At 72.0% G+C, this 25,181-nt stretch carries 25 protein-coding genes; 11 read left to right on the forward strand and 14 right to left on the reverse strand.

The features are described 5' to 3' along the window. The first annotated feature begins 13 nt into the window (after positions 1 to 13). The 4 genes from P8T65_RS45020 to P8T65_RS45035 all read left to right on the forward strand — a co-directional run bounded on the left by P8T65_RS45020 (position 14) and on the right by P8T65_RS45035 (position 3,513). Entirely contained in the window at positions 14 to 955 is a 942-nt protein-coding gene (locus P8T65_RS45020; protein ID WP_316731201.1) for an OB-fold domain-containing protein, read from the forward strand. Continuing rightward, positions 952 to 2,022, forward strand: a complete 1,071-nt coding sequence (locus P8T65_RS45025; RefSeq protein ID WP_316731202.1) for a thiolase domain-containing protein — start codon at positions 952 to 954, stop codon at positions 2,020 to 2,022. The genes P8T65_RS45020 and P8T65_RS45025 overlap by 4 nt, the downstream gene beginning before the upstream one ends. Beyond that, positions 2,019 to 3,185, forward strand: coding sequence for a thiolase domain-containing protein (locus P8T65_RS45030; RefSeq protein ID WP_316731203.1), 1,167 nt, complete (start codon positions 2,019 to 2,021; stop codon positions 3,183 to 3,185). Before P8T65_RS45025 ends, P8T65_RS45030 begins: the two co-directional genes overlap by 4 nt. An 82-nt stretch (positions 3,186 to 3,267) precedes the next feature. Beyond that, positions 3,268 to 3,513: a DUF397 domain-containing protein gene (locus P8T65_RS45035; RefSeq protein ID WP_033526253.1), complete on the forward strand. Its 246-nt coding sequence runs from the start codon at positions 3,268 to 3,270 to the stop codon at positions 3,511 to 3,513. Positions 3,514 to 3,566: 53 nt separating this feature from the next. Here the strand turns inward: P8T65_RS45035 and P8T65_RS45040 are convergent, their stop codons facing one another. After that, positions 3,567 to 4,487, reverse strand: a complete 921-nt coding sequence (locus P8T65_RS45040) for a transglutaminase-like domain-containing protein (RefSeq protein WP_316731204.1) — start codon at positions 4,485 to 4,487, stop codon at positions 3,567 to 3,569. Positions 4,488 to 4,682: 195 nt separating this feature from the next. Here P8T65_RS45040 and P8T65_RS45045 point away from each other — a divergent pair, with 195 nt between their 5' ends. Next, positions 4,683 to 5,285, forward strand: coding sequence for a CGNR zinc finger domain-containing protein (locus P8T65_RS45045; RefSeq protein ID WP_316731205.1), 603 nt, complete (start codon positions 4,683 to 4,685; stop codon positions 5,283 to 5,285). 69 nt (positions 5,286 to 5,354) lie between these two features. Further along, positions 5,355 to 5,852 carry a hypothetical protein gene (locus tag P8T65_RS45050; RefSeq protein WP_215452222.1) on the forward strand — a complete coding sequence of 166 codons (498 nt, stop codon included), beginning with the start codon at positions 5,355 to 5,357 and terminating at the stop codon, positions 5,850 to 5,852. Positions 5,853 to 6,293: 441 nt separating this feature from the next. Here the strand turns inward: P8T65_RS45050 and P8T65_RS45055 are convergent, their stop codons facing one another. Both P8T65_RS45055 and P8T65_RS45060 read right to left on the reverse strand, forming a co-directional pair. Next, positions 6,294 to 8,264, reverse strand: coding sequence for an N-acetylmuramoyl-L-alanine amidase (locus tag P8T65_RS45055; protein ID WP_316731206.1), 1,971 nt, complete (start codon positions 8,262 to 8,264; stop codon positions 6,294 to 6,296). 236 nt (positions 8,265 to 8,500) lie between these two features. Next, entirely contained in the window at positions 8,501 to 9,640 is a 1,140-nt protein-coding gene (locus P8T65_RS45060) for an aminoglycoside phosphotransferase family protein (RefSeq protein WP_316731207.1), read from the reverse strand. A gap of 235 nt (positions 9,641 to 9,875) precedes the next feature. On the opposite strand from P8T65_RS45060, the gene P8T65_RS45065 reads away from it, so the two are divergent. Continuing rightward, positions 9,876 to 11,387 (forward strand): hypothetical protein, encoded by a 1,512-nt coding sequence (locus P8T65_RS45065; protein ID WP_316731208.1) that lies wholly within the window; start codon positions 9,876 to 9,878, stop codon positions 11,385 to 11,387. A 56-nt stretch (positions 11,388 to 11,443) separates the two neighbouring features. On the opposite strand, the gene P8T65_RS45070 is transcribed toward P8T65_RS45065, so the two are convergent. Then, positions 11,444 to 12,874 (reverse strand): SpoIIE family protein phosphatase, encoded by a 1,431-nt coding sequence (locus tag P8T65_RS45070; protein ID WP_316731209.1) that lies wholly within the window; start codon positions 12,872 to 12,874, stop codon positions 11,444 to 11,446. 376 nt (positions 12,875 to 13,250) lie between these two features. On the opposite strand from P8T65_RS45070, the gene P8T65_RS45075 reads away from it, so the two are divergent. Continuing rightward, on the forward strand, positions 13,251 to 13,664 hold the full coding sequence (locus tag P8T65_RS45075) for an SsgA family sporulation/cell division regulator (protein ID WP_316731210.1): 414 nt from the start codon (positions 13,251 to 13,253) through the stop codon (positions 13,662 to 13,664). A 39-nt stretch (positions 13,665 to 13,703) separates the two neighbouring features. Here P8T65_RS45075 and P8T65_RS45080 read toward each other — a convergent pair whose 3' ends face one another. The 3 genes from P8T65_RS45080 to P8T65_RS45090 form a co-directional block, all read right to left on the reverse strand. Next, entirely contained in the window at positions 13,704 to 14,810 is a 1,107-nt protein-coding gene (locus P8T65_RS45080) for a chemotaxis protein (protein ID WP_316731211.1), read from the reverse strand. 70 nt (positions 14,811 to 14,880) lie between these two features. Continuing rightward, positions 14,881 to 15,411, reverse strand: coding sequence for a DUF4232 domain-containing protein (locus P8T65_RS45085; protein WP_316731212.1), 531 nt, complete (start codon positions 15,409 to 15,411; stop codon positions 14,881 to 14,883). A 124-nt stretch (positions 15,412 to 15,535) separates the two neighbouring features. Next, positions 15,536 to 17,200 (reverse strand): alpha/beta hydrolase, encoded by a 1,665-nt coding sequence (locus tag P8T65_RS45090; protein ID WP_316731213.1) that lies wholly within the window; start codon positions 17,198 to 17,200, stop codon positions 15,536 to 15,538. 328 nt (positions 17,201 to 17,528) lie between these two features. Here P8T65_RS45090 and P8T65_RS45095 point away from each other — a divergent pair, with 328 nt between their 5' ends. Next, on the forward strand, positions 17,529 to 18,377 hold the full coding sequence (locus P8T65_RS45095; protein WP_316731214.1) for a GNAT family N-acetyltransferase: 849 nt from the start codon (positions 17,529 to 17,531) through the stop codon (positions 18,375 to 18,377). Here P8T65_RS45095 and P8T65_RS45100 read toward each other — a convergent pair. After that, positions 18,355 to 19,530, reverse strand: coding sequence for an acyltransferase family protein (locus P8T65_RS45100; RefSeq protein ID WP_316731215.1), 1,176 nt, complete (start codon positions 19,528 to 19,530; stop codon positions 18,355 to 18,357). The genes P8T65_RS45095 and P8T65_RS45100 overlap by 23 nt on opposite strands. 230 nt (positions 19,531 to 19,760) lie before the next feature. On the opposite strand from P8T65_RS45100, the gene P8T65_RS45105 reads away from it, so the two are divergent. Then, positions 19,761 to 20,555 carry a GNAT family N-acetyltransferase gene (locus P8T65_RS45105; protein WP_230217761.1) on the forward strand — a complete coding sequence of 265 codons (795 nt, stop codon included), beginning with the start codon at positions 19,761 to 19,763 and terminating at the stop codon, positions 20,553 to 20,555. A 7-nt stretch (positions 20,556 to 20,562) separates the two neighbouring features. On the opposite strand, the gene P8T65_RS45110 is transcribed toward P8T65_RS45105, so the two are convergent. The 5 genes from P8T65_RS45110 to P8T65_RS45130 all read right to left on the reverse strand — a co-directional run bounded on the left by P8T65_RS45110 (position 20,563) and on the right by P8T65_RS45130 (position 23,680). Then, a complete protein-coding gene (locus P8T65_RS45110; protein ID WP_316731216.1) occupies positions 20,563 to 21,441 on the reverse strand; it encodes a GNAT family N-acetyltransferase in 879 nt (292 codons plus the stop codon). Between the two features lie 119 nt (positions 21,442 to 21,560). Continuing rightward, complete coding sequence (locus P8T65_RS45115) at positions 21,561 to 21,824, reverse strand: GlsB/YeaQ/YmgE family stress response membrane protein (protein WP_316731217.1); 264 nt, start codon at positions 21,822 to 21,824, stop codon at positions 21,561 to 21,563. A gap of 87 nt (positions 21,825 to 21,911) precedes the next feature. Continuing rightward, positions 21,912 to 22,451: a hypothetical protein gene (locus P8T65_RS45120; RefSeq protein ID WP_316731218.1), complete on the reverse strand. Its 540-nt coding sequence runs from the start codon at positions 22,449 to 22,451 to the stop codon at positions 21,912 to 21,914. Beyond that, positions 22,452 to 23,300 (reverse strand): aminoglycoside phosphotransferase family protein, encoded by an 849-nt coding sequence (locus P8T65_RS45125; protein ID WP_316731219.1) that lies wholly within the window; start codon positions 23,298 to 23,300, stop codon positions 22,452 to 22,454. Then, entirely contained in the window at positions 23,297 to 23,680 is a 384-nt protein-coding gene (locus P8T65_RS45130) for a hypothetical protein (RefSeq protein WP_316731220.1), read from the reverse strand. The genes P8T65_RS45125 and P8T65_RS45130 overlap by 4 nt, the downstream gene beginning before the upstream one ends. 88 nt (positions 23,681 to 23,768) lie before the next feature. Between P8T65_RS45130 and P8T65_RS45135 the strand changes: the two genes are divergently transcribed. Beyond that, entirely contained in the window at positions 23,769 to 24,539 is a 771-nt protein-coding gene (locus P8T65_RS45135; RefSeq protein WP_316731937.1) for a metalloregulator ArsR/SmtB family transcription factor, read from the forward strand. A 112-nt stretch (positions 24,540 to 24,651) separates the two neighbouring features. On the opposite strand, the gene P8T65_RS45140 is transcribed toward P8T65_RS45135, so the two are convergent. Beyond that, positions 24,652 to 25,101: an SPW repeat protein gene (locus P8T65_RS45140; RefSeq protein ID WP_215452235.1), complete on the reverse strand. Its 450-nt coding sequence runs from the start codon at positions 25,099 to 25,101 to the stop codon at positions 24,652 to 24,654. Positions 25,102 to 25,181: the final 80 nt, after the last annotated feature.

The following is a 25,181-nucleotide window of genomic DNA, read 5'->3' on the forward strand; positions in this document are numbered from 1 at the left end:
GAGGCAAGCCCCGATGTCCGCGATCCTCAAGGCCCCCCTCACCGTCGAGTTTCCGTTCACCCGGTCCGTCGGCCCCGTGCAGAGCGCCTTTCTCACCGGGCTGCGGGAGCGGGTTGTCCTCGGTGTACGCACGGTCGACGGCAAGGTGCTGGTGCCGCCCGTCGAGTACGACCCCGTCACCGCCGAGGAGATCCGGGACCTCGTCGAGGTCGCCCCCACCGGAACCGTCACCACCTGGGCCTGGAACCACGACCCCCGTCGCGGGCAGCCCCTCGACACCCCCTTCGCCTGGGTGTTGGTGAAACTCGACGGCGCCGACACGGCCCTGCTGCACGCCCTCGACGCGCCCGGCCCGGACACCGTCCGCACCGGTATGCGGGTCAGGGTGCGGTGGGCCGAGGAGCGGTCCGGTGCCATCACGGACATCGCCTGCTTCGAACCGTACGACGGCGAATCGGTCGAACCGGCAGGGCACAGCGGTGAGTTCGAGGAGGCGATCACGGGCATCGTCGCCGCCGCCCGCCTCGACTACACCTACTCGCCGGGACGCGCCCAGACCGGCTACATCGAGGCCCTCGGCGACCGGCGCATCGTCGGCGAGCGATGCCCGACCTGCCGCAAGGTGTACGTCCCGCCCCGCGGCGCCTGCCCGACCTGCGGGGTCGCCACGCGGGAGCGCGTCGAGGTCGGCCCCGGCGGCACGGTCACCACCTTCTGCATCGTCAACATCAAGGCGAAGAACCTGGACATCGAAGTCCCGTACGTCTACGCCCACATAGCCCTCGACGGCGCCGGGCTCGCCCTGCACGGCCGGATCGCCGGCATCCCCTACGACCAGGTGCGCATGGGGCTGCGCGTGGAGCCGGTGTGGACGCAAGGGGCCCGCTACCCCGACCACTACCGGCCCACCGGCGAACCCGACGCGGACTACGACATGTACAAGGAGCTGCTATGACGCGCGAAGAAGCCCCGGGAGCCCGTGACATCGCCGTCGTCGCCTTCGCGCAGACCGACCACCGGCGCACCACCGACGAGGTCTCCGAGGTGGAGATGCTCATGCCGGTGCTCCACCAGGTCCTGGAGCGGACCGGGTTGAAGGCCGCCGACATCGGCTTCACCTGCTCCGGATCCAGCGACTACCTCGCCGGCCGCGCCTTCTCCTTCACCCTCGCCCTCGACGGAGTGGGCGCCTGGCCGCCGATCTCCGAGTCGCACGTCGAGATGGACGGGGCGTGGGCGCTCTACGAGGCCTGGGTGAAACTCCGCACGGGGGACGCCGACACCGCGCTCGTCTACTCCTACGGCAAGTCCTCGCCGGGCTCCGTACGGGACGTCCTCACCCGGCAGCTGGACCCGTACTACCTGGCCCCGCTGTGGCCCGACCCCGTCGCCCTGGCCGCCCTCCAGGCCCAGGCCCTCATCGACGCGGGTGCCACGGACGAACCGGCCCTGGCGGCGGTCGGGGCGCGCAGTCGCGCGGACGCGACCGCCAACTCCCATGCCCAGCTGAGGGGTTCGGTGTCCCAGGGCGATTACCTCGTACGGCCGCTGCGCACCGGGGACTGCCCGCCCATCGGCGACGGGGCCGCCGCAGTGGTCCTCGCGGTGGGGGAGCGAGCCAGGGAACTGTGCGAGCGGCCCGCCTGGATCCGGGGCATCGACCACCGCATCGAGGCCCACGGCCTCGGCGTGCGCGACCTGACCGACTCACCGTCCGCCCGGCTCGCCGCCGAGCGGGCCGGGGCCTACGAACGGCCCGTCGACACCGCCGAGTTGCACGCGCCGTTCAGCTCCCAGGAGGTCGTCCTGCGCAGGGCCCTCGGGCTCGACGAGACCGTGCGCGTCAACCCGTCGGGCGGGGCGCTGGCCGCCAACCCGATCATGGCCGCCGGGCTCATCCGGATCGGCGAGGCCGCCGCCCGCATCCACCGGGGCGAGTCCGACCGGGCGCTCGCGCACGCCACCTCCGGCCCGTGTCTCCAACAGAACCTGGTCGCCGTACTCGAAGGGGATCCCCGATGAGCAAGGAGCCCGTGGCCGTCGTAGGCGTCGGCCAGACCAAGCACGTGGCGGCGCGCCGGGACGTGTCGATCGCCGGACTCGTCCGCGAGGCCGCCCGACGGGCCCTGCACGACGCCGAGTTGGGCTGGGCCGACATCGAGGCCGTCGTCATCGGCAAGGCGCCCGACTTCTTCGAGGGCGTCATGATGCCCGAGCTGTACCTCGCGGACGCGCTCGGCGCGGTGGGCAAGCCCATGATGCGGGTGCACACGGCCGGCTCGGTCGGCGGCTCGACCGCACTGGTCGCCGCCAGCCTGGTCGCGGCCCGTGTCCACGGCACGGTGCTGACCCTCGCCTTCGAGAAACAGTCCGAATCCAACGCCATGTGGGGGCTGTCCCTGCCGATCCCGTTCCAGCAGCCGCTGCTCGCGGGCGCGGGCGGCTTCTTCGCCCCGCACGTGCGCGCGTACATGCGCCGCAGCGGTGCCCCCGAGACCGTCGGTTCCCTGGTCGCGTACAAGAACCGCCGCAACGCGCTGAAGAACCCGTACGCCCATCTCCACGAGCACGACATCACGTTGGAGAAGGTGCAGGCCTCGCCCATGCTGTGGGACCCGATCCGCTACTCGGAGACCTGCCCGTCCTCCGACGGGGCCGTGGCGATGGTCCTCACCGACCGGGCGGGCGCGGCGCGCGCGCCCCGGCCCGCCGCGTGGATGCACGGCGGCGCGATGCGCAGCGAACCCACCCTGTTCGCGGGCAAGGACAGCGTGTCGCCGCGCGCGGGGCGGGACTGCGCGGCGGACGTGTACCGGCAGGCGGGTATCGCCGATCCGCGCCGCGAGATCGACGCGGTGGAGATGTACGTGCCGTTCTCCTGGTACGAGCCGATGTGGCTGGAGAACCTGGGTTTCGCCGCCGAGGGGGAGGGCTGGAAGCTCACGGAGTCCGGGGTCACCGAGCTGGACGGGGACCTTCCGGTCGACATGTCCGGTGGGGTCCTCTCCACCAACCCCATCGGTGCCTCCGGCATGATCCGGTTCGCCGAGGCCGCGCTCCAGGTGCGGGGTCTCGCCGGAGAACACCAGGTCGAGGGCGCCCGGCGGGTCCTGGGGCACGCCTACGGCGGCGGTTCGCAGTTCTTCTCGATGTGGCTCGTGGGCGCCGAGCCGCCCGCCTCCTGAACCTTCCGCTCGCACGGCCTGTGCGCGGTGCGGGCCGATCGCTAGTCTGGCGGGCGGACGACGAACCGGGAGGAGCACGGACGTGGCCGAGACCACCATGCAGCAGCGATCCCTCGATGGCTGGCACAAGCCGGCGGAACTGGACCTGAGCAACGCGGACTGGCGGTCGAGCAGCCAGGGGCGGGGAGATGTCCAGATCGCCTTTGTCGAGGGTTTCATCGCCATGCGCAACAGCGGCAGCCCCGAGAGCCCCTCGCTGATCTTCACCCCCGCGGAATGGGGCGCCTTCGTGTCGGGGGCCCGTGAGGGCGAGTTCGACCTGACCTGAGCGGCCGTACGCGCCGTGGGGTGGGCGGTCAGGCCGCCCAGCCCACGGCGGGGTCAGCGCAGGGTGACCTCGCGCGGGCCGTTGTAGGGCGCCAGCGACAGCACGGTCCGCGGTGTCCGCAGCCCCTCGCGTTCCGCGAACAGCTCGCGCGCCGCGGCGAAGCGCACCTCGTCGCCCACCACCGGGGCGACCTCGTCGTACAGTTCGCGGGCCGGGGCGACGAGCTCTTGCCCGGCCTCCGTCTCGGTGCCCCAGATGTCCCACAGCAGTGTCTCGACCTTGTTCAGCGCCGCGAGATCGAGCCGGACGTTCCCGGCCACGAACCACTCCCCGTTCAGCGACCCGTCCTCCGGCGGGTGCAGGCCGAACGTCCGGGCGTCCGCCTCACCCGCCCGGACGGCCCGCCACGCCTTGCCCGCCACCAGGAAGCGGTCGCGCGGTACGTCCATCGGGTCGAAGCCGATCCTCCACTCGTCGGCGACCAGCGGCTCGGCCAGCTGTGCGTCGGCCAGCAGCCAGCCCCGCGCCGGGTCCCAGTACTCGGTGACCACATGGTCGCAGTGGAATCCGTTCTGCCCGAAGTACGTGGCGAAGCCCGAGCGCAGCCGGGCCGGCACGCCGAAGTGCCGCAGGAGCGAGCAGTGCAGCAGCGAGAAGTCGCGGCACACACCGACGAACCGGTCCCCGGGCTCACGGCGGTGCGACAGGGGCGCGTCGTTCCGTTCGACGATGAGCCGCAGGATGTCGTCGAGGTAGCGTGTCTCGGCGTCGTCGTGCAGCCGCTCCCGCGCCACGGTGTGGCCGAACGTCCCGCCTTCGCCCCGATGGATCATCAGATCCCGTGCCACGCGGGCGAGTCGGGCCGGGTCCCGCGGGAGGCCGGCGTACAGCGGGGCGAGGTCGCCGGGGTCGGTGAACGCGCTCTGCACGGTGTAGAAGGCGGCGACGTCCGGTGCGAGCCGTACGGGTGGCATGAGCGAACCCCCAGAATGAATCGGCCGCGTGTTCGAGTTACGGGCCGCTCCGCCCCAACCGTGTCAAAATTCATCGGCAATTGTCCACAATTCACGCGGAAGCGCGAGGGAATGCGGGTGCCCGGAATTCTCCGCATTCTCCGCGCGCGTCACCGACAAGAACTAATGGATGTGGGCTCCCTTATCATTAGCGGCATGGAGTACTCGATCAGCGGGGACGCGCGGCTCGCCCTGGACCTCGCCCTCACCGTCCGCCACGACGGCAGCGGCGGTGTCGCCGACGACCTGACCGATGTCATGGGACTCGCCACCTGGGTCCGCGCCCACACGGACGACCTCCCGGCGGCCTTCGGCCCGGACGTCGACGAGGCCACGCTCACCTCCGTACGCGACCTCCGCGCCGCCGTCCGCGCCCTCTTCGCCCGCGCCGTCGCCCCCGGCGAGCCCAGCCCAGCCGACGCCACCCGTCTGCTGCCCGTCCCCGAGGCCCTGGCGCGTCTCAACGAGGCCGCCGCCCTCACCCCGACCGTCCCGGTCCTAGCCTGGGGCCCCGGTGTCGACCCCGTCGTGCACCACCGGCCCGCCACCGGCGAGGACCCGCTCACCGCCGCCCTCGCCCGCGCCGCGCTCGCCTTCCTCGCGAGCCCCGAACGACAACGGCTGCGCGCCTGTCACGCACCGCGCTGCGTGCGCTACTTCCTCAAGGAGCACCCCCGCCAGGAGTGGTGCAAACCCGCCTGCGGCAACCGGGCCCGGGTGGCCCGCCACCACGACCGCCACAGGAAGACCTCGGCCTGACCAGCCGGGATCGCCCTCCCCGGCGCTCCCTCGGCTCCACCCTGGGACGACACGCCGTACCATTACGGCATGTCCTTCCTCCGCCGCCGCAGCGCCACTCCCGCCGGGCCCGATTTCGACGTACTGGCCATGGATCCGGGCGACTGGCCGGGCAATCTCGGTGCCGGTCTGCTGCCCGCCCCCGACGGCAGCTGCCAGGGCGTCTTCCTGCGCTACGACCTCTACGGCGGCCGTGGCCCCGCGATGATCATCGGCAACCTCCCGGAGGGCTCCCCGGCGCGCGAGGTCGCCGACGGCGAGATCCCCTTCGAGGTCGCCCAGCTGCTGGTCGCCCTGGAGAACGAGGAGGACATCACCGTCGTCGGTTCCGAGGACATCCCGGTGATGCAGGGCGACAACCTGCTGATCGTCCGCCGCCTCAAGCTCTCCGAGTCCCGGATCTCCTGCGTCCAGTTCGACCGCAGCGACAACGTCCTGGTGACCATCGCCGCCTGGGACCGCCCCATCACCGACGACCTCTACGCGCTGCTCAAGCCGCTCCCGGCGGAGCTGTTCCAGCAGGGCTGAGAGCGCGCACGACGTACGACGCCCGGCCGGGTCGCGACCCGGTGAGGACGAGGACGAGAAAGGGCCGGGTACGCACCCGGCCCTTCTTCGTGCCCTAGAAGCGTCCTGAAGATCTTGAAAATGCGCCCGGCTTGCCCTGCTTGATGGCGATTGACATTTACCGGCAATCCAGGGTGAGTCGGGCGGCCAGAGCAAGATCTTCAGCGGTCTCCTAGGCCCTGTCGTCACATTCCCGTCGTCGCCCGAAGGGCGGCCTGGCGGCGTCGTGGGGGTACCTCCCGGTCGAGCGCAGCCGAGACCGGGGGAGCGTGCTCTCGGCGTGCCGGGCACTGACCCGGGTACCGGACGTACTCGGGTCGGTGCCCGGTGCGTCGAGAGCGCGTGCATGGCGTCGCGGGGCAGGCGGGAATGCGACGACAGGGCCTACGGGCGTCCCGCCGCTCACCCGGCCGGCAGTACCCGCACATCCGCCGCCTTGACGAACGCCACCCGGTGGCCGAACTGGATCTCGTAGTAGAGGTCCTTGCCGACCACGACCCGGTGTCCGCTCGTGTCGAAGGTGACGGCGTAGTAGTACTCGCCCGGCACCAGGCCCCCGGTGACGTACTTCTGCCCCTTGAGGAGCTTGTACGGCCACGGGGACACCGCCTGCGCGGGCACCCCCGCCGGATAGGCGGACGCCTCCGGGTAGGCGCGGCCGTACACCGGGATGTCCGCCAGGCCGTCCCGGGGCGTCACGACCAGCCCGGTGGCGCCGACCGCCGTCGGCTTGCCCGGCGGGTTCTGGAACCAGGCCTTCTGCCCCAGGAACCAGATCGCCGTCCAGTCGCCCTGCCGCTCCGCCACCGCGTACTGCTGCCCGGTGGAGACCCGGGACCCGAGGTCGTTCACATTGGTCGTCGAACCGCTGCCGTCCGGCCGCAGCCCGATGTCCTTGATCAGGGGTGAGGTCACGTCGGGGCGGCTGTAGAGGCGTACGGCGCTGGAGCCGTGCACCGCGCAGGTCGCGCCGCCGGACCCGCAGCCGGTGAACACGGGCCGGTTGGCGGCGTAGTCCGGGAGGATCGTGACCATGGTGCTGTCGGCGCCGGACGTCGCTCCGAGCGGCTTGCCCAGCAGCTCGAAGTAGTGCCGCCAGTCCCAGTACGGACCCGGGTCGGTGTGCATCCCCGGGATCGTCGCCGTCGTCGGACCCGGCACGGTGTCATGGCCCAGGATGTGCTGCCGGTCCAACGGGATGCCGTATCTGTCGGCCAGGTACCTCACCAGCCGCGCCGACGACCGGTACATCGCCTCCGTGTACCAGGCGTCCGGCGAGGCGAGGAACCCCTCGTGCTCCAGACCGATCGAGCCCGCGTTGACGTACCAGTTGCCGGCGTGCCAGGCCACGTCCTTGTGCTTGATGTGCTGCGCGATGTGCCCGTCCGTGGAGCGCAGCGAATACTGCCACGACACGTACGTCGGGTCCTGGACCAGTTCCAGAGTGGTGTCCCAGTAGCCCTCGGTGTCGTGGACGACGATGTACCGGATGGGCTGGGAGTTCGGCCGGTCGGCCAGGTCGTGGTTGCCGTAGTCGTTGTCGCCGAACTCCTGGTACGGCGCCGGGATCCACTCACAGGCCACCGTGGTCGGGCACTCCGCCCCGGCGGCCGCCGCGCGCAGTCCGGACCGGGACAGCTGCCCGGTGTCGGGCGCGAGGTCCGGGTCGGCCGCCAGGGCCACCCGCTGACCGGCGTCCGTGACGCGCTCCGCGCCGGCACGGATGACCGCGAACACCTCGTTCGCGTACGCCGCCGCCGTGGCCCGGTCGTCGGCCCCCGAGAAGCGCGCCACCGCCCCGTACCAGTCCGCGGGATCGGCGCTCGGTTCCGCGCCGAGCTGCCGCTGGGCGGCGGCGAGCAGCGCTGCACCGCCCGCCACGTTCGCCTCGGCGTCCGTGCGCAGCTTCCGCGCGGGCAGGCCGGTCAGCTCGGCCGCCCTCGTCAACGTCCGTAGCCGGGCCGGGAGTTCGGCGGGCTGCGGCAGTTTCGCCTCCGGCACGGTCAGCGGGCGCGACTCGTCGCCGCGCGCGTCCTCCGTGCCCTCGCCGTGGTGCGGGGCCTCGGCCAGGGCCGTGCGCGCGTCGGTGAGATGCATGGGCCCGTAGCCGCCGGTCACGCTGGGCGCGCCGCCGTGCTCGTCCCAACGGGACTGGAGATACGAGACGCCGAGCAGGACGCTGCGCGGTACGCCGTACCTCTCGGCCGCGGCGGTGAACGCGCCCTGCAGACCGCCGGAGGCCGAGAAACCGCTCTCCGGCGGGGCCGCGCCCAGCAGGGGCAGCAGCAGGACGGCGGGAGCCGTGGCGAGCGCCGCTCGGCGGACACGTCTGGGACGGGGGGTGGGCCTGCGGTCGGTGGGGGATCCTCGCAAGGCGGGCCTCCTCTAACGGTGGGGCGTTGGCGGAGTGGCAGACCAAAGGCTCCTCCCGTGGGCGAGGCCCGCGTGCGGAGGAGCGCTTCCGTGCTATCGGTCGGCCGACGATCCGTCAATCATGCCCCCAGAAGGCCGCTTCCCCGGTGATTGCCGGGCGCACGACCACCCCCGGGTCATGACGAAGGCCCGCGGTGCGGCCCTTGCGCCGGCACACCGCGGACCTTCGTATCCCCTCAGCGAGTGCCGACCGCCGCCCGTACGGCCTTGCGGGCCAGCTGGCAGTCGTCGTGCAGCCGCCTGAGCAGCAGCCGCTGTTCCTCGCCGGACGGCGCAGCAGCCGGGTGGGCCTGACCCGGTGCCGCCGGGGTCGAGTCGTGCATCGAACGCTGCACGGCTGTCTCGTAGGTACGGATCTCACGGGTCAGTACGAGCATCAGGTTCACCAGGAACGCGTCCCGGGATGCCGGGCCCGCCGACTGCGCCAGCTGGCTGATCTGCCGCCGTGCCACCGGTGCGTCCCCGAGCACCGCCCACAGCGTCGCCAGGTCGTACCCCGGCAGGTACCAGCCCGCGTGCTCCCAGTCCACCAGCACTGGACCGGCCGGTGAGAGCAGGATGTTCGACAGGAGGGCGTCGCCGTGACAGAACTGGCCCATGCCCTGACGGCCGGACGCGTGCGCGATGCCGTGCAGCAGCTTCTGCAGATCGCCCATGTCCCGGTCGGTGAGCAGGCCCAGCTCATGGAAGCGGGAGATCCGCTCCGCGTAGTCCAGCGGGGCGTCGAACGTCCCCACCGGCGGTCGCCACGCGTTCAGCCGGCAGATCGCGCCGAGCGCCGCCCGGATGTCGGCGCGCGGCGGCGCCTCCACCGGGTGCCGTTGCAGGGCCGCCACCCGGCCCGGCATCCGCTCGATGACCAAGGTGCAGTTGTCCGGGTCCGCCGCGATCAGCCTCGGCGCCCGCACGGGGGGGCGGTGCCGGACGAACGAGCGGTATGCGGCTATTTCGTGCCGGAGCCGGTCCTCCCAGATGGAGGAATGATCCAGTAAACACTTGGCGACGGCCGTACTTCGCCCGGTGGTACCGACGAGCAGCACCGAGCGGCCGCTGCGGCGCAGCACCTGGACCGGAGTGAACTCCGGACAGATGCGGTGCACCGAGGCGATCGCCGTGCGCAGCTGCGCGCCCTGAGGGCCGGACAAGTCGAGTCTCCCGCTGAGCGGTTGGGTGCCGAGCCCGGGCACGCGCCGCGCCCGGCCGCCGAGCACCGGGGCCGCCGTACGCGTGGGGTCGAGGTAGGGGCCGCCGCTGCCCGGCTGACGGGGGTGCAGCGACCGGGGAGGAGCGGACACGGAGGACGATGCTGCGTACATGGGGGAGGACAGATCCCTTCGTGTGCCGGCAGGTCACGTGCCACCCGCCCCGGCCGTACCGGGGACACCCTGGGGAGTGCCCGTCGGGGCGACCGGGTCGGGGTGGCGCTTTCCTACCTGACACCGGATGGGCCCTGGCACACCATGTAGCGCACCCTGGCGAAGCCTGGCGAATAGTCCCCGAGCAACTGACAGCGGGCTACATTCAACTCAGCCGAGAACCTGGGGGCTTGACGTGAGCGGACAACCCAACACCCGACTCGCAGACCTGTTCGGCCTGGCCGGCTGGTCGAAGGGAGAGCTCGCGAGGCTGGTCAACCGGCAGGCGGCGGCCATGGGCCACCCCCAGCTGGCGACCGACACCTCACGGGTACGGCGGTGGATCGACATGGGAGAGATCCCGCGCGATCCCGTGCCACGGGTGCTGGCGGCGCTGTTCACCGAGCGTCTCGGCCGTGTCGTGACCATCGAGGACCTCGGTCTGGTCCGGCACGGGCGTACGGGGAAACGGCAGGGCGGCGGGAATGTGGAACATCCCGACGGCGTGCCGTGGGCGCCCGAACGGACTGCCGCGGTCCTCACCGAATTCACGGGAATGGACCTCATGCTCAACCGACGCGGCTTGGTGGGTGCGGGCGTCGCGCTCACCGCGGGATCCGCACTCAGCAGCGCCATGCACGACTGGCTGCACACCGATCCGGCCCTCGCGGCCGACGCCCCCGACCTCGACAACTCCCTGCACGCCGACCCCGCTGGGTTCGACCGTTACGAGGCCGCCCCCATCGGGTCGCAGGAGATCGAGGAACTGGAGCGCTCGGTCGAGGTGTTCCGGGCCTGGGACGCGGCCCGCGGCGGCGGGCTGCAACGCAAGGCTGTCGTGGGACAGCTCAACGAGGTGGGAGGCATGCTCTCCTACCGTCACCCCGAACACCTCCAGCGGCGCCTGTGGGGCGTCGCCGCCAACCTCGCCGTCCTCGCCGGCTGGATGTCGCACGACATCGGCCTCGAACCCACCGCCCAGAAGTACTTCATCATCGCTGCCCACGCCGCGAGGGAGGGCGGTGACCGGCCCCGCGCCGGCGAGGCCCTCTCCCGGGCGGCCCGACAACTGGTGCACCTCGGGAAACCCGACGAGGCACTGGACATCATGAAACTCGCCCAGTCCGGGTCCGGCGACCAGGTCCTGCCCCGCACCAAGGCCATGCTCCACACCGTCGAGGCCTGGGCGCAGGCATCGCTGGGGAAGGGCCAGGCCATGCGCCGCACCCTGGGCCAGGCCGAGGACCTGTTCGTCTCCGACCGTGGGGACGTGCCGCCGCCGAGCTGGATGCAGATGTTCAACGAGGCCGATCTGTACGGCATGCAGGCCCTGGCCTACCGCACCCTCGCGGAGCACGAACCGGCAGCGGCGCAGCACGCCCGGCACTACGCGGAGAAGGCGTTGGACCTCAGGACGAACGCCCAGGGGAGGTCGCAGATCTTCGACTACCTGTCGATGGCCTCGGCCTGCTTCATCGGCGACGACCCGGAGCAGGCGAGCGGGTACGCGCGTCTGGCGCTGGCGTCGATGGGCTCCAACTCCTCGCACCGCACCTGGGACCGGCTGCGTGAGATGTACCGGCTCACCGGTCAGTACGCCGGCTATCCGAAGATCCAGGATCTGCGGGAGGAGATCCAGCTCTCCCTGCCCAAGCCCCAGCCGAGGGCCTCACTGCCGAAGAACAGGGGCGACATCGCCCCGGCGTGAGGCATCACCTCCCGGTGCGAGGGTGAGGGGCGGCGTGCGGGTGAGTGGCCCGTTCCTCAGGAGCTGACCCGGGCGACGAGCACGCACGCGTCGTCCGTACGCTCCCTCTCGCCGAACTCCTCCACCACCGTCCGGACACATTCCTGGGCCGTACGTGCCTCGCCGAACCGGGGGGCCAGGTCCAACAGCCGCTGGACGGCTGCCTCTCCGTCCCGCCGGGGGACCAGTCCATCGGTGTGCAGGAGCAGCAGATCGCCCTGTTCGAGCGTGACTTCGGCCTGCCCGTAGACGGCTCCGGAGGTCGCTCCGAGCAGGACTCCGTCCGGCGGGGGCAGCACGCGCCCCGTCCCGTCGCGGAACAGCAGCGGGGCGGGGTGCCCGGCCTGTGCCCAGACGAGGGTGCGGGTCGCCGGCCGGTAGCGGCAACAGGCCGCGCTGCCGAGCGCCGGCTGCACGGTGGCGTCCAGTAACTGATTGAGGCAGGCCATCAGCCGGCCCGGCTCGGTTCCCGACATCGCCATGCCGCGGAGTGCGCCGATCAGCATCGCCATGCCCGAGGTCACGGTGACACCGTGACCGGTGAGGTCGCCGACGCTCAACAGGCTGTCGCCGCCCGGCAGTTCGAGGGCGTCGTACCAGTCGCCGCCGATCAGCGCGCTCGTCGAGCAGGGCAGGTAGTGGGCGGCCAGGTCCAGTCTCTCGGGGCCCCGCTGCGGGAGCCGCAGGGGGCCGCGCCACGGCGGCAGCACGGCCTCCTGCAGCTCGACCGCGAGCCGGTGCTCGGTCTGCGCGATGTGCCGCTCGCGGTGCAGCGAGTCACGGGTCTCGCTCACCGCTCGCTGGCTGCGCCGCAGTTCGCTGACGTCCCGCAGGACGGCCCACATGGAGGCCGTACCGCCGTCGTCGTCGAGCACGGGCTCGCCCATCATGTGCACGGTGCGCACCCCGCCGTCGGGGAGCACGATCCGGAACTCCCCGTCGATGCGTTTGGCGTCGATGAGGCAGTCCGTGACCATCGCCGTCAGCCGCGGACGGTCCTCGTCGTGGACCAGCGACGGCAGTTCGTCCAGGGTGAGCGGCGGGGCGGTCGGGTCGCGGCCGAGGATCTGGAACAGCTCACCGGACCAGCTCGCCTCGTCCGTCAGGAGGTTCCACTCGGCGCTGCCGACGCGGCTGAGCAGCGACTCGCGCCGGGGGGCCGGGGGTGGCGCGACCGGGAGGCCGGCCGTGGCCGCGGGGGCGGGCGGCGGGGCCGGGCCGTCCCGCAGCTGCGCCAAGTGGTCGTCGAGATCGCTCAGTTGATGCAGGGCCAGCTCGTAGAGCGCCCGCTGCCAGCGGATCTCGGGATCGGCTTCGTCGGCGGCCGCGTCGCGTCGTACGGCGTCCACGTCGCCCCGCAGCCGTCGCGTCTGCGAGATGAGCGCGTCGACCGTGCCGCTTCGGGGCGGCTGGGCGGCGGGACGATCCGCAGAGAGAGGGGACGGCATCACGTACTCCGATGGGGGACGGTACGACCAACGCTGACGTAAGGGCCGATTACGACTGTTGCACAGGCCCGGACGCGCTGTAAGGGATTTGGCAAGACACGATACGGTGGTGCTTCCGGCATATGCCACCGTCCTCGCGGTCGGGGGTGCCCACTGCGGTTCGATGAGCGTCCCGAGGGCCCAAGTCGTAGGGATCGTACGTGACTTGACGGGTCGTCGACCGCGCTCACCTGTCTTTCATTCCCCTGTTCGAGGGGCATGTGTGCGAGTGCTTCCCCGGGCCCGTGAGTGACATGGGTCACAGCGATGAATCCAGGACGTCGCGTCCTGCGAAACCTCTCGGCAGGAAGAGCTTCATCCGAAACGGAGACCGTTCATGACCGTCACGCTGGAACAGCCCGCCCGCGCGCTCCTCGTCACCGAGGAGGACCGGGAGATCCCGGTGCCCGCGAGCCTGCGCTATTCCTCCGACGATCCGCTGGCCGTGCACCTCGACTTCCCGGCCGACATCTCGCTGAACGGCTCCATGGTGACCTGGACGTTCGCCCGCGGACTGCTGGCGGAGGGCGTGCGCGCCCCCGCGGGCGCCGGCGATGTGCACATCCGTCCCAACGGCCGGTTCCGCACGGTGGTGGAGCTGCACTCCTCGTACGGCATGGCGCTGCTCCGGTTCGAGAAGGCGGCACTGCAGCGCTTCCTGCTGCGCAGCTACACCGTCGTCGCCGCCGGGAGCGAGGAGGTGGGCCCCGCGCTCGACCGGGGACTGACGTCCCTCCTGCGGGGTGTCTGACATCCCTCCCGGTGGCGCTGCGGTGGGCGGGGGTGTGGCTCAGTAGCGCAGGACGCCCGCGATGCCCCGGGCGTCGCCGAGCATGCCGTCGGGGACGAAGCGGACCTCGGCACCGGTGTCCAGACAGCGCTCGACGATCTCGTCCACGATGTCCTCGCGGACGTCGAGGTCGCCGCTCTCGGCCGGCACGAGATGCCCGTCGGCGCTGCCGCCGTCCGCGCGCACGGCCGCCCGGAAGTTCTCCTCGACGGCCAGGAGCTGGATCCGGCCCTGCCGGGCGTTCTGACGGACCTCGTCGACGCCGGCGGCGAACGTCTTGCGACCGCGCGCCGCTTCGAGTCGCCGCGCCACGGTGTCGACGCTCCTGCGGTTCTCGTCGGCGACCACGGGGCCCACCGCCTGCCACACGGCCTCCGGGGTGCCGTGCGCGAGACCGCCGTGGGGGACGTGGGTGGCGTCCCTGGTGACCGTGCCGATCTCGTCGAGCAGGGACAGTGCCGCCGTCTCGCCGGTGACGTAGAGGGGGCGCTGCCGGGTGCGCAGGATCCGGGCGAGCGCGGTGTCGGCGTCGCGGAGGAAATGCCGGGTGTCCTCGTCGCGGTAGGCGGACGGCTGGTCGCCGATCCGTTCCTGCCGCTCGGCGTCGAAGTTGTCGCGGTCCCTGGTCATCGGGAACCCGCCGACGTGCGCCTCGGTGACACGGTCGCCGCCGCCGTTCCACAGGGTGACCCGGTCGGCGGAGACCGCGAGCACCCAGAACGGCCGCTCGGCGGCCTGCGCCGCCACCAGGTTCCGCGTGAGGAAGGTGTCCGAGAGCACCACACGCTCCGGCACCGGACGGGTCAGCGACCAGACCTGGTGCTCACCGGGCGCGGCGAAGATCACCAGGCCGTCCTCGGCGTGCGTCAGGTCCACCTCGGCCAGCGCCCGGTCCAGCTGCTCGACGACGTCGTGGCGCCGCTCCCGGGTGACGGCGGGATCGTGCTCCAGCCGCTTCTTGGCCTCGGCCACGACATTGCGCAGCCGGACCGGGTCCTGGGCGTTCTCGGGCTCTCGGCGGTGCGTCGGCGTCAGTACCGAGACCGCCGGGTAGGGCCGCGGACGGCGCAGTTCGATGAGGGTCGCGAGGCTGAGGGCATGCTCCATCCCTTCACGATAGGACTGATTCGCGTATCGGGCATTTGGGGTGGAGAGGCCCCCGGTCGGACCTCGTGGGTCAGCCCACTTCCTTCTTCAGCGCCTTGTCGGCGGCGGCCTTGGAAGGCTTCCACCAGGTCGTCACCGGCTCCCAGACCTTCACCTTCTTGCTGGCGCCCAGCTGCTTCAGGGGGAACGTGCGGCCGTAGAGGTCGGGGTTGGCCGACACGGTGATCGTGCCGACGCGACGCGCCTCGGGGTCCTTGAGGTGGGCGATCGTGCGGACCGCGGCGTACACCGTCTTCCCCGCGCCGACCTTGTACGGGCCGCTCTCGCCGGACGGCACCGGCTGGGCCGCCCCGTCGAGGTCGCCGAAGGTGACGACGGGAAGGCGGTCGATCGTGCAGGTGCGGGTGCCGGTGTTCTTGACGCTGATGTGCACGATCCGCGTGTCCTTCGCCTGCTTGGCCCCCAGCTTGAGGACCTTCGACTTGCAGACCGGGGTCTTCGCGGCGGGCTGGGCGGCGAGCCCCTGAGGGGCGGCGGTGAGCAGGAGCGCGGCGCCGGCGGTGGCCACGGTGGAGACGGTGAGCAAGGAGCGGGTGCGCATCGGTGGATTCCCCCAGGTTAAGTCACATACGGGTACGGCACACGCAAACGTGACGTCTGCCCAGTGTGGCGAGCGAGATGCGCCCGGGGTTGTACCGATTGGGCCCGTGTTACGCGCCCGATGCTCAGTCGTCGACTCCGCATGAACTTCCGTCGTCGGGCAGCGTCCCGAACAGCAGGAAGTCGTCGACCTTCGCGTGTACGCACTTCGAGGACCCGTAGCCGGTGTGCCCCTTGCCCTTGTTGTCCAGGACGACCGCCGAGGGGCCGAGCCGCTTCGCCGTCTCCACGGTCCAGCGGTACGGAGTGGCCGGATCGCCCCGGGTGCCCACGAGCAGCATCTTCGGGGTGTCGACGTCGCGCACCTCCTCGCGGATGAAGTCGCTGCCCGCGGGGCGGCCGTAGCACATCAGCACCTGGGTGAGCCGGTACCGGCCGAACACGGGGGAGGCGTCCTCGTAGGCGGCGCGCAGGTCCCGCAGATTGTCGGTGAGCTTCCTGGCGGAGGGCCGGTCGGGGTCGTCGGCGCAGTTGATCGCCATGAGCGCGGCGGGGAGGTTGTCCAGCGGGATCTCCTCGATGTCGACCAGCCCGTCGTGCGGGGTCGCGGGGGCGGACGGAGTGGGATCGGGGGGTTCGTGCGGGCGGCCCGGCGCCGCGACGCGGTACGGGGCGGTCGGCGGGGCCACGCGGTACGGGGTGGTCGGCGGGGCGAAGCCGCCGCCGGTGAGCGCCATGACGCCGCGCGTGTCGCCGTCGTGGACGAGCATGTTCAGCGCCTGGGTGAGCATGGGCCACAGCTGTTCGCTGTAGAGGGCGTGGCCGATGGCGCCCACAAGATCCTGGCCCGTGAAGTCCGGCCCGAAGTCCGACGGCAGGGGGTGCTCGTCCAGCGAGTCGACCAGTGCCACGACCTGCTCACGGGCCGAGCGGGCGTCCTGCCCGAACGGGCACGTCAGCTCCTCGGTGCAGGCGTCGAGGTAGTCCTCCAGCGCCTTCTGCTGGCCCTGGGCGCCCACCAGACCCTGCTCGGTCAGCGGCTCGCTCAGGGTGTCCACCCCGTCGAGCGCCATCCGGCCCACCCGCTGGGGGAACTGCGCGGCGTACACCGCGCCCAGCCGGGTGCCGTAGGAGAAACCGAGGTAGTTGAGCTTCTTGTCGCCGAGGGCGGCGCGCATCACGTCGAGGTCGCGGGCGGCGTTGCGGGTGCCTATGTGCGGCAGCACCGGCCCGGAGTTCTCGCGGCACTCGGCGGCGGCCCGCCGCAGCCTCGCGAGCGCGGTCCCGGGGTCGTCGGCGTCCTCACCGCCGTCGGTGGCCTCCAGGGCCTCGTCGGTGCCGTCGCCGCAGCTGACCGGGGAGGAGCGGCCGACACCGCGCGGGTCGAAGGTCACGACGTCGTAGCCCTTGGTGAGGTCCATGAAGTTCTCGCCGCTGTAGGCGAGTTCGGGGACCCCGGGGCCGCCGGGGCCGCCGAAGTTCAGCAGCAGCGAGCCGCGTGCGTCGCCCGTGGCCCGGTAGCGGGCCATCGCCAGGTCGAGGGTGCCCGCCTGGGGCCGGGTGTAGTCGAGCGGCACGGTGACCTTGCCGCAGCGCAGATCCCGGGGCATCTCCACGCCCTCACACTTCGACCACTTGATCTTCTGGTCGTAGAAGCGGCTCAGGTCGGGCCGGGCGTCGTCCTTGTCGTCGTCGGCGCCCGCCGTCAGGGCGGGCAGCCCGGCGCCCAGCAGGGCGAGCACCGCGACCGCGGCTCCGGTGAGAGGGCGCCGTCTGTGCGTGGACCGCATGCGTGCCTCCAGGGAAGCCCGGCCGGGGCGGCCGGGGACGACCCCCGGATCACCATAGGCGGCCCCCCGGGGCCACGCCTCCCGGCGGGCGGACCGTCCCGGAGTGCCGTACTCTGCGCCGCGCCAGGAGGCCCCGCCGGCGGTGCGCGGGGTCGCTCGTACGCGTGAAACGGGCCGCCGGACCGGCCTAGGCGCGCCGCGAGGTCGGCCGTGTCCGGCGTCGCGGGCGTGATCGGGCTTCGGCGAGGATGCTGCGGGGCACGGCCGACCACCGTCGCCCGCGGTCGCACGGCGGCCGCACTCGCGACCTCAGCGAAGGAGCGCAGAGATGACCTCTCCGGGCCATCAGGACCTCGTCGTCACCCGGGCCGGCGTCGACGACTGGGCGGTGGTCGCCCGATGGGCGGGGGACGAGGGCTGGAACCCGGGCCTGTCGGACCCGGCGTGCTTCTTCGCACAGGACCCCGAGGGCTTCTTCATCGGCCGGCTCGACGGGGAACCGGTCTCCGCCGTCTCCGTCGTCACCTACGGCGACGACTACGCCTTCCTCGGCTTCTACCTGGTCCGCCCGGACCTGCGCGGCCGGGGCCACGGCCGCACCACCTGGAAGACCGCGCTCGCCCACGCGGGCGACCGCACCGTGGGCCTCGACGGCGTGGTCGCGCAGCAGGACAACTACCGCCAGTCCGGCTTCGAGCCCGCCCATCGCACCTTCCGGTACTCCGGCGTGGTGCCGCGGACCGCCGTATCGGGCGATGTACGGCCCGTCGACGACGCCCGGCTCCTCGCGGCGTACGACAACGCCTGCCACCCGGCCGACCGCCCCCGCTTCCTGGAGCGCTGGCTGACCGCCGACGGACACCGGGCCCTCGCGCGGATCGTCGACGGGCGGCTCACCGGCTACGGCGTCATCCGGCCCGGCCGGGACGCCCTGCGCATCGGCCCCCTGTTCGCCGACACCGCCGCGGACGCCCGCGCGCTGTTCGCCGGGCTCGCCGCCGAGGCCGACGGCCGTGAGCTGGCCGTCGACGTGCCGGAGCCGAACACGGCCGCCGTGGCGCTCGTCGAGGAGTACGGGCTGACCCCGTCCTTCGAGACGGCCCGTATGTACACCGGCCCGATCCGGCCGTACGCGGCGGAGCGGGTCTTCGGGGTCACGACCCTGGAGCTCGGCTAGGGGCCTCCCGCCGGGCCTCCGCGGAAGCCTCGCGTCGGCCCTCCGCGGAGGCGGGAGCGGCGTCGCCCGGCGGGGCGGCGTCGCTCTTCCTGAAGGCCCACTCCATGCGCGGCTCGACGACACAGCGGAGCACGGCCCGTACGGGGGAGGTGCACAGCAGCGTGATGCCGCCGACCGCCACCGCCGTGACCGCGAGTTCCCCGAGCGGGGTGTGCAGCCACTCGACGGCGTACCAGTCCCGAAAACGCGCCCATTTGATCACGAAGCCGTGCAGCAGATAGCCGTACATCGTGCCCGCGCCCAGCGCCGTGAACCACAGGTGCCGACCCGGCACCCAGGCCAGGAAGCAGGCCGTCAGCAGCACCGCCAGAGCGAACAGGGCGGGCGTGGTCAGCAGGCCGGCCCAGCGGGTGACGCCCTGGCCGGTGACGCTGCCCCGGTGGTAGAACCAGCCCGCGTCGAACCACGGGGCCACCCAGTACGCCACCACGAGCGCTCCCAGACCGACCGGGAGCAGCGACAGCCGTACCCGGCGCGTGCGCAGCCGTTCGAAATGCGAGGGCCGCAGGGTCAGGCCCAGCACGAAGAACGGCAGGAAACCCAGCACCCGCTGGATGGAGACGTCGCCGCCGAGATCGGGTGAGACCGCCGCCAGCGTCGCCAGGCCCAGCGCGACCGGCAGCGGGTGACGCAGCATCAGCCACAGCGGTGTCGTCAGCCGCCAGATGAACAGCGCGACCAGGAACCACATCACGTACCAGGGGTCCAGCAGGCTCAGCGGATAGCCCGGGTCGTCCTGCGCCCACCGGTAGAAGAGCGTGTACGCCGTCTCGAACACGACGTACGGCAGGGTCACGCCCGTCAGCAGCCGTTTCAGCCGGCCGGGCGCCATGTCGAAACTCCGCGAGAAATACCCGGAGATCACGGCGAAGGCCGGCATGTGGAACGCGTAGACCGTCAGGTACGCGGCCGTGGCCGCCCGACTGCCGTACGTCAGCGGCTCCCACGCGTGCCCGCAGGCCACCAGGACGATGGTGAGGTACTTCGCGTTGTCGAAGTACGGGTCCCGCGAGGTCCGCCCCGCCCGGGGCGCCTTCCCCTCGGGTGGGGCGGCGGGGGAGGGGCGGGTGTGCTGCACCACGTCTTCGGGCATCGCTGAGAGGTCTCCGGACGAAACGACGACTGAACCCGGACCGCCTGCCCCGTCCCGCCGGTCCCAGTCGTCCTCGACCACATGACCGATGGTTTTGGCGTGGAACCGCCGGTGCGTTCCCACCCGCCCGACCGACTTGGGCACCGGGGCCCGCCCGTAGCACCACCGGGTGGTGAGAAAGCGGATGAATTCCGTTGCCAGGGCGAACGACTGGTGATGGAGTGAGCACCATGGATCACGCTGCGGTGCTGGCACTGTTCGACCGGGACATGCGAGAGGGGGCCCGCCCCGACGGGCCCGGGGCCCGGATCGAGCGCGTGGGCGGAGTGGTGCGCCAGGTGGGTTCCGAGCAGGGCTGGAGCGGTGTCGTCTGGTCCGACCTCGACGAGGCGGGCGCCGACGCGGCGATCACCGAGCAGATCCGGTACTTCTCCGGGCTCGGACGCGACTTCGAATGGAAGCTGTACGGCCACGATCTCCCCGTCGACCTGGGAAGACGCCTGCGCGCGGCCGGCTTCACGCCCGCTCCGGAGGAGACGCTGATGGTCGCCGAGGTCGCCGACCTGACCCTCGACGTCGAGCCGCCCGAGGGCGTGCGGATCCTGCCGGTCACCGACCGCGCGGGCGTGGACCTGGTGGCCGACGTCCATGAGAAGGCCTTCGGCACGGACAGCTCCCGGATGCGCCACCAGTTGCTGGCCCAACTCACCGGCGACACCGAGACGGTGGTGGCCGTCGTGGCCCTCGCCGGGGACGTACCGGTGAGCGCCGCCCGGATGGAGTTGCTGCCCCACACCCGTTTCGCCGGGCTCTGGGGCGGTGGCACCGTCGAGGGCTGGCGCGGCCGGGGCGTCTACCGGGCCCTGGTCGCCCACCGCGCCCGCGTCGCGGCCGACCGCGGCTACCGCTACGTCCAGGTCGACGCGCTGGCCCGCAGCCGCCCGATCCTGGCCCGTCTGGGTTTCGAGCCGCTCACGACCACCACGCCGTACGAGTACGCGGTGGGCAGCGCGGCCGCTGCCTGAGCGCCGGTCACAGGTCGAGCTGGTACTCGGTCGCCGTGTGCGTCGGCCGGTAGCCGAGCGCGTCGTTGACCTGGCGCATGGGGACGTTCTCCTCGGCGGTGTCGGTGAGCAGGGCCAGGTCCGGGGCCAGGGCGTGGGCGTGGCGGATCGCCTCCGCCTTCATCCGCAGCCCGAGGCCGTGGCCCCGGTGCTCGGGCAGCACCGCGGTGCCGTAGTGCTGCCCCTCGCCCTTTCCGTCACCCGGCAGGACCAGCTCCGAGAAGCCGACGATCGTGCCGCTCGACGTGTGTACGGCGGCCACCGTGTACAGCGTGTCGCCGCGCCGCGCGATCGCCTCGGCGGCCGCCACGACCCGCTCGACGTCCCAGACGACCTTGCCGTAGTCGGTGTCGCCCATCGGCATGTCGTCCATCGCGCGGCGCGAGGCGGCGTAGGTGCGGGCGAGCGACGTCGGTACGACGCCCGTCCACCGGGTCAAGTGGTAGCCCGGGCAGGGCTGCTGGAGTATCCGGGTGATGCGGTCCGGGTCGATTTCGGAGAGTTCGAGCCGGGCGTACGTCAGGGTCAGCACCCGGCGGAAACCACGCGCCGCGAGGAACGCGTCGCCGGGGGAGCCCCGGTCGGCCTGGGCGACGACGGCGCGGCGCCGGTCGTCCCGGGCCGAGATGATCGCCGCGTCGAGCAGCGCCGTACCGACACCCCGCTGCCGCTCGGCCGGGTGCACGGAGACCTCCAGCTCCGCGAGATGGGTCTGCCCCTCCTTGGTGAACAGCCGCAGGAAGGCCGTCCCGAGGGGGGTGCCGTCCTCGCCGGTCGCCAGCCAGACGAGCCGACGGCTCGACGGGGTGACGGCGGGGTCGGTGAGATGGGTGACGCGCGGGGACAACGGCCCTCCGGGAAGGTCGACGGGCGAACGGCGGCGCCCGGCGACGCTAGCCGCCGGGCGCGATCACCCGCAACGAGATTCCGTACGTGCGCAGGCGCCCGTCGTCGCTCCCGGGCCGCTCAGCGGCGAGCCCGGCCGCGGTCCAGTGCCACGATTCCCAGGGCCGCCAGGGCGATCTGGATCAGCCACTCGACCCAGTCGACGCCGCCGGTGTCGGCCACACCGATCCCCGCCGCGATCGCACTGCCGATCAGCGCGGCGACGATGCCCACAAGGATCGTCAGCAGGATGCCGATGCGCTGCCGACCCGGTATGACGAGCCGGCCGAGCACACCTATGACAATGCCGATGACGATGGCGCTGATGATGCCGTCGATCTCCATCTGAACTCCGCCCCTTGTCGTCGGGATCTCCGCAACCGTGCGAGTGCCCTTCGAACGCGAGTGCAGTCCGTTTCCGTTTCACCTTCTTCACGGGCCCGGCACCCATCCCGTGACGGCGAGCGCCTCCGCCGCGATGTCCATGACGGTGCGCCCGTCCGTCGGGACACGGACGGTGTCCGCCGGCGCCCGTTCGTCCAGCAGTCGTGCCTTGCGCGCGCTGCCGGTCAGCTCCCGCTCCAGCTCGGAGCCGATCTCCCGCCCCCGGAGCCGTCGCTCGGTCGTCTCGTCCGAGGCGGTCAGGAGCACCCGCACGATCCGGACGTCGGCGCCCATGGCCCGCCGGAAGGTGTCGGCCGTCCCGGAGAGCACGCTCAGGGTGTTCGTGTAGACGAGCCGACGGTGACCGAGGGCAGCGTAGTTGCCCCACACTGCGGTGAGGTTGCGCTCCACGAGCGCGGCGCGCTGCGGATCGTCCGCGGGCGCCGGGTGCACCTGCCCCATGAAGTCGCCCTCGATGAGGGCGTGCGGGACCTCGGCGACCCGCAGCCGGTCGGAGATCTCCCAGCCCACGGTCGACTTGCCGACCCCGGCCCGGCCGCCGATGAGCAGCACCTCGGCACGATCCATCTAGTCCACCATCTCCGTGAAACCGAGGCCGGGATGTCTCTGGCAGTGCAGGGCCCTGCGGATCACCGCCGCCGGGTCGCCCTCGTGGTACGGCCGTTCCGAGGGCTCGATGCCGTCGAGGAACTCCTGGTAGCGCACGGCGTACGTGAGGTGTGCCAGTGGCTCGGCCAGGGCCAGTGCGCGGGCCGGGTCGCTCCGCGGGGCGTGGGTCCTCCAGGCGTCGGCCCAGACCCGGACGGCCGTGCCGCGTACCGCCTCGGGGAGGAAGTCGTACAGGCGCAGACAGTCCAGTACGGGGTTGCCCCAGTGGGCGTCGGCGAAGTCCATGACGACCGGTGACCGGCCGTCACCGCGCCAGTTGCCCGGGTGGAAGTCGGCGTGCACCAGCGTGGCGGGGAGGCCGCACTCGGCGAGCCGCTCCCAGCGGCCCGTCAACTCGCGTGCCCTGTCCTGTTCCTGTGCGGTGAGGTCCGGTGCGGCCGGTCCGTCGAGCAGGTCACGCACCAGCTCGGTCAGGACCGGGTCCCGCCGGTCCCGGAGACGCGGCGGTTCGCGGCCGGCCAGGGCGGCCTGCGCGGCGACCGTACGGCGTACTCCCGCCTCGACCGTCGCGGCGTCGGCCGCCCAGCAGCCCTCTCCCGGGACGTGCTCCAGCAGCATCCGGCGCTCGTCGGCGACGAGGACCGTCGGGACGAGTCCCGCGTCGACGCGGGCGAACGCGGCGATGACGGCGGCCTCGTCGGATGCGAAGCGCGGTGTCGCCTTGAGCCAGACCGGCCCCTGCCCGGTGGGCAGCCTGCAGAGACCCGCCAGGTTCCAGGTCCGCCGCTGCCGGACCGGTCCGGTCACCGGCCGCCCCAGCGCGGCCAGGGTCCGCGAGGCCCAGCCGAGCAGTTCACGCAGCCCGTCTGCGCGTGCCCACGGGGAGCGCAGGCGTTGTCCGTCTCCAGCAGGGCGCGCGTCCCCCGATCCGCGGGGCGGAGCGCCGGGCTGCCTGGGGCGGGAGGCTCCAACGCCTCGACGTGGTACGTCACATGCCCGTCGCGCCCGCCCTCACCGCCGTCGACACGCAGCAGCCGCACCACGTACACGGCCACCCCGAGCGCGCGTTCCAGCCGCTCCACGACGGGCTTGACCTCGGCCCACCACGGGACATCGACGGGGAAGGGGCCGGTGACGCCCAGCAGGTCCGCACCCGAGGTCACCAGGGCGCTGAAGGTTCGGCTCACCGCGACAGTGTGCGGCGCGCCCTCGACAATTGAAATGCAGGTAATTACCTGCATAACGTGGGGTGTGCGATCAGAGAGCGATCCCGGCATGGACAAGGTCTTCAAGGCGCTGGCCGACGAGACCCGCAGAAGGCTGCTGGACCGGCTGCACGAACACAACGGGCAGACCCTGGGCGAGCTGTGTGCGCGGATCGACATGGCGCGGCAGTCGGTGACGCAACACCTGGGTGTCCTGGAGGCCGCCAACCTGGTCAGCACGGTGCGGCGGGGGCGGGAGAAGCTGCACTACCTCAATCCGGTCCCGCTCCACGAGATGCAGGAGCGGTGGATCGACAAGTTCGAGCGCCCCCGGCTGAGAGCGCTCGGTGCCGTGAAACGACGAGCCGAGGAAGCCATGACCGACAAGCCCACATTCGTGTACGTCACCTACATCGCGAGCACGCCCGAGAAGGTCTGGGAGGCGCTGACCAGCACGGATCTGACCGCCGACTACTGGGGGCACCGCAACGAGTCGGACTGGCGGCAGGGCTCGCGCTGGGCCCATGTCCGCACCGACGGCTCCGGTGTCGAGGACGTCGTCGGCACGGTCGTGGTGAGCGAGCCTCCGACCCGGCTGGTCACCACCTGGGCCTCCCCGGGGGGCGAGGGCAAGGAGGAGACCTACTCGCGGGTCACCTTCGACATCGAGCCGCACGCCGACATCGTGCGGCTCACCGTGACCCACGAGGATCTCCAGGACGAAGGCGCGCTCGCCGAGGTGTCCTTCGGCTGGCCCGCGGTGCTGTCCAACCTCAAGTCGCTGCTGGAGACCGGCCGTGTCCTGCCGCAGGAGCCGTGGAAGGTGCCGGCCCGAGGATGAGCGGCGGATCGCCCGACCGGGAACGGCGGCGGCCGCCCGAGGATGAACGGCGACGGCCGGTCCGCCTGAGCGGATCGGCCGCCGTTACCCCTCGCGGGCGTTCTGGTCACCCCTACGGGGTGCGGCCCCCTCGGGTGCCGCCCTTGGCGGCGACGCCGGCGCACATCAGCCCCAGCAGCAGGGTCAGGCAGCCGATGATGATGTTGTTGACCACGACACCGGCGTCCGGGCTCTCGCCCACGATCCATGGCGAGATGATCATCCAGACACCCAGCGCGCCCATGGCCCAGCTCAGGCCGTACATCCTCTCCGGCGCGGCGGTGAAGCCGAGGGCCAGAAGTCCGATCGCGATGCCCACGATGAGGTTGTGGGGCACCAGCGCGGGCTGGCTCGTGGTGAAGTGGAGTATCCACGGGGACACGGCGCAGTACAGACCGAGCAGGAACACCGGTCCGTCCACGAGCGCCACGTCGCGACCGCCGAGCATGCGGGCGTACCGAGCCTGCATTTCGGGTGCGTCGGGGTGACTGGAGATGTCACTCCTGTGTGAGACGTTGGCCATGAGTCGACTCCTTTGAACTCCGCAGGCCTGACCGCGTCTGGTGGGGTATGCGGTAAGCGCCGCGTACGTTCATTCTGCGC

This window comes from Streptomyces sp. 11x1, from assembly GCF_032598905.1.
GTDB lineage: Bacteria > Actinomycetota > Actinomycetes > Streptomycetales > Streptomycetaceae > Streptomyces.

Excerpts from the sequence above, each read along its gene's own strand:
- P8T65_RS45075 (WP_316731210.1), top strand. The coding sequence starts at position 13,251 with ATGACCGTCACGCTGGAACAGCCCGCCCGCGCGCTCCTCGTCACCGAG.
- P8T65_RS45085 (WP_316731212.1), bottom strand. The coding sequence starts at position 15,411 with ATGCGCACCCGCTCCTTGCTCACCGTCTCCACCGTGGCCACCGCCGGC.
- P8T65_RS45070 (WP_316731209.1), bottom strand. The coding sequence starts at position 12,874 with ATGCCGTCCCCTCTCTCTGCGGATCGTCCCGCCGCCCAGCCGCCCCGA.
- P8T65_RS45120 (WP_316731218.1), bottom strand. The coding sequence starts at position 22,451 with ATGGATCGTGCCGAGGTGCTGCTCATCGGCGGCCGGGCCGGGGTCGGC.
- P8T65_RS45045 (WP_316731205.1), top strand. The coding sequence starts at position 4,683 with ATGGAGTACTCGATCAGCGGGGACGCGCGGCTCGCCCTGGACCTCGCC.
- P8T65_RS45050 (WP_215452222.1), top strand. The coding sequence starts at position 5,355 with ATGTCCTTCCTCCGCCGCCGCAGCGCCACTCCCGCCGGGCCCGATTTC.
- P8T65_RS45080 (WP_316731211.1), bottom strand. The coding sequence starts at position 14,810 with ATGGAGCATGCCCTCAGCCTCGCGACCCTCATCGAACTGCGCCGTCCG.
- P8T65_RS45060 (WP_316731207.1), bottom strand. The coding sequence starts at position 9,640 with ATGTACGCAGCATCGTCCTCCGTGTCCGCTCCTCCCCGGTCGCTGCAC.
- P8T65_RS45095 (WP_316731214.1), top strand. The coding sequence starts at position 17,529 with ATGACCTCTCCGGGCCATCAGGACCTCGTCGTCACCCGGGCCGGCGTC.
- P8T65_RS45140 (WP_215452235.1), bottom strand. The coding sequence starts at position 25,101 with ATGGCCAACGTCTCACACAGGAGTGACATCTCCAGTCACCCCGACGCA.
- P8T65_RS45090 (WP_316731213.1), bottom strand. The coding sequence starts at position 17,200 with ATGCGGTCCACGCACAGACGGCGCCCTCTCACCGGAGCCGCGGTCGCG.
- P8T65_RS45025 (WP_316731202.1), top strand. The coding sequence starts at position 952 with ATGACGCGCGAAGAAGCCCCGGGAGCCCGTGACATCGCCGTCGTCGCC.
- P8T65_RS45115 (WP_316731217.1), bottom strand. The coding sequence starts at position 21,824 with ATGGAGATCGACGGCATCATCAGCGCCATCGTCATCGGCATTGTCATA.
- P8T65_RS45100 (WP_316731215.1), bottom strand. The coding sequence starts at position 19,530 with ATGCCCGAAGACGTGGTGCAGCACACCCGCCCCTCCCCCGCCGCCCCA.
- P8T65_RS45105 (WP_230217761.1), top strand. The coding sequence starts at position 19,761 with ATGGATCACGCTGCGGTGCTGGCACTGTTCGACCGGGACATGCGAGAG.
- P8T65_RS45020 (WP_316731201.1), top strand. The coding sequence starts at position 14 with ATGTCCGCGATCCTCAAGGCCCCCCTCACCGTCGAGTTTCCGTTCACC.
- P8T65_RS45040 (WP_316731204.1), bottom strand. The coding sequence starts at position 4,487 with ATGCCACCCGTACGGCTCGCACCGGACGTCGCCGCCTTCTACACCGTG.
- P8T65_RS45135 (WP_316731937.1), top strand. The coding sequence starts at position 23,769 with ATGGACAAGGTCTTCAAGGCGCTGGCCGACGAGACCCGCAGAAGGCTG.
- P8T65_RS45030 (WP_316731203.1), top strand. The coding sequence starts at position 2,019 with ATGAGCAAGGAGCCCGTGGCCGTCGTAGGCGTCGGCCAGACCAAGCAC.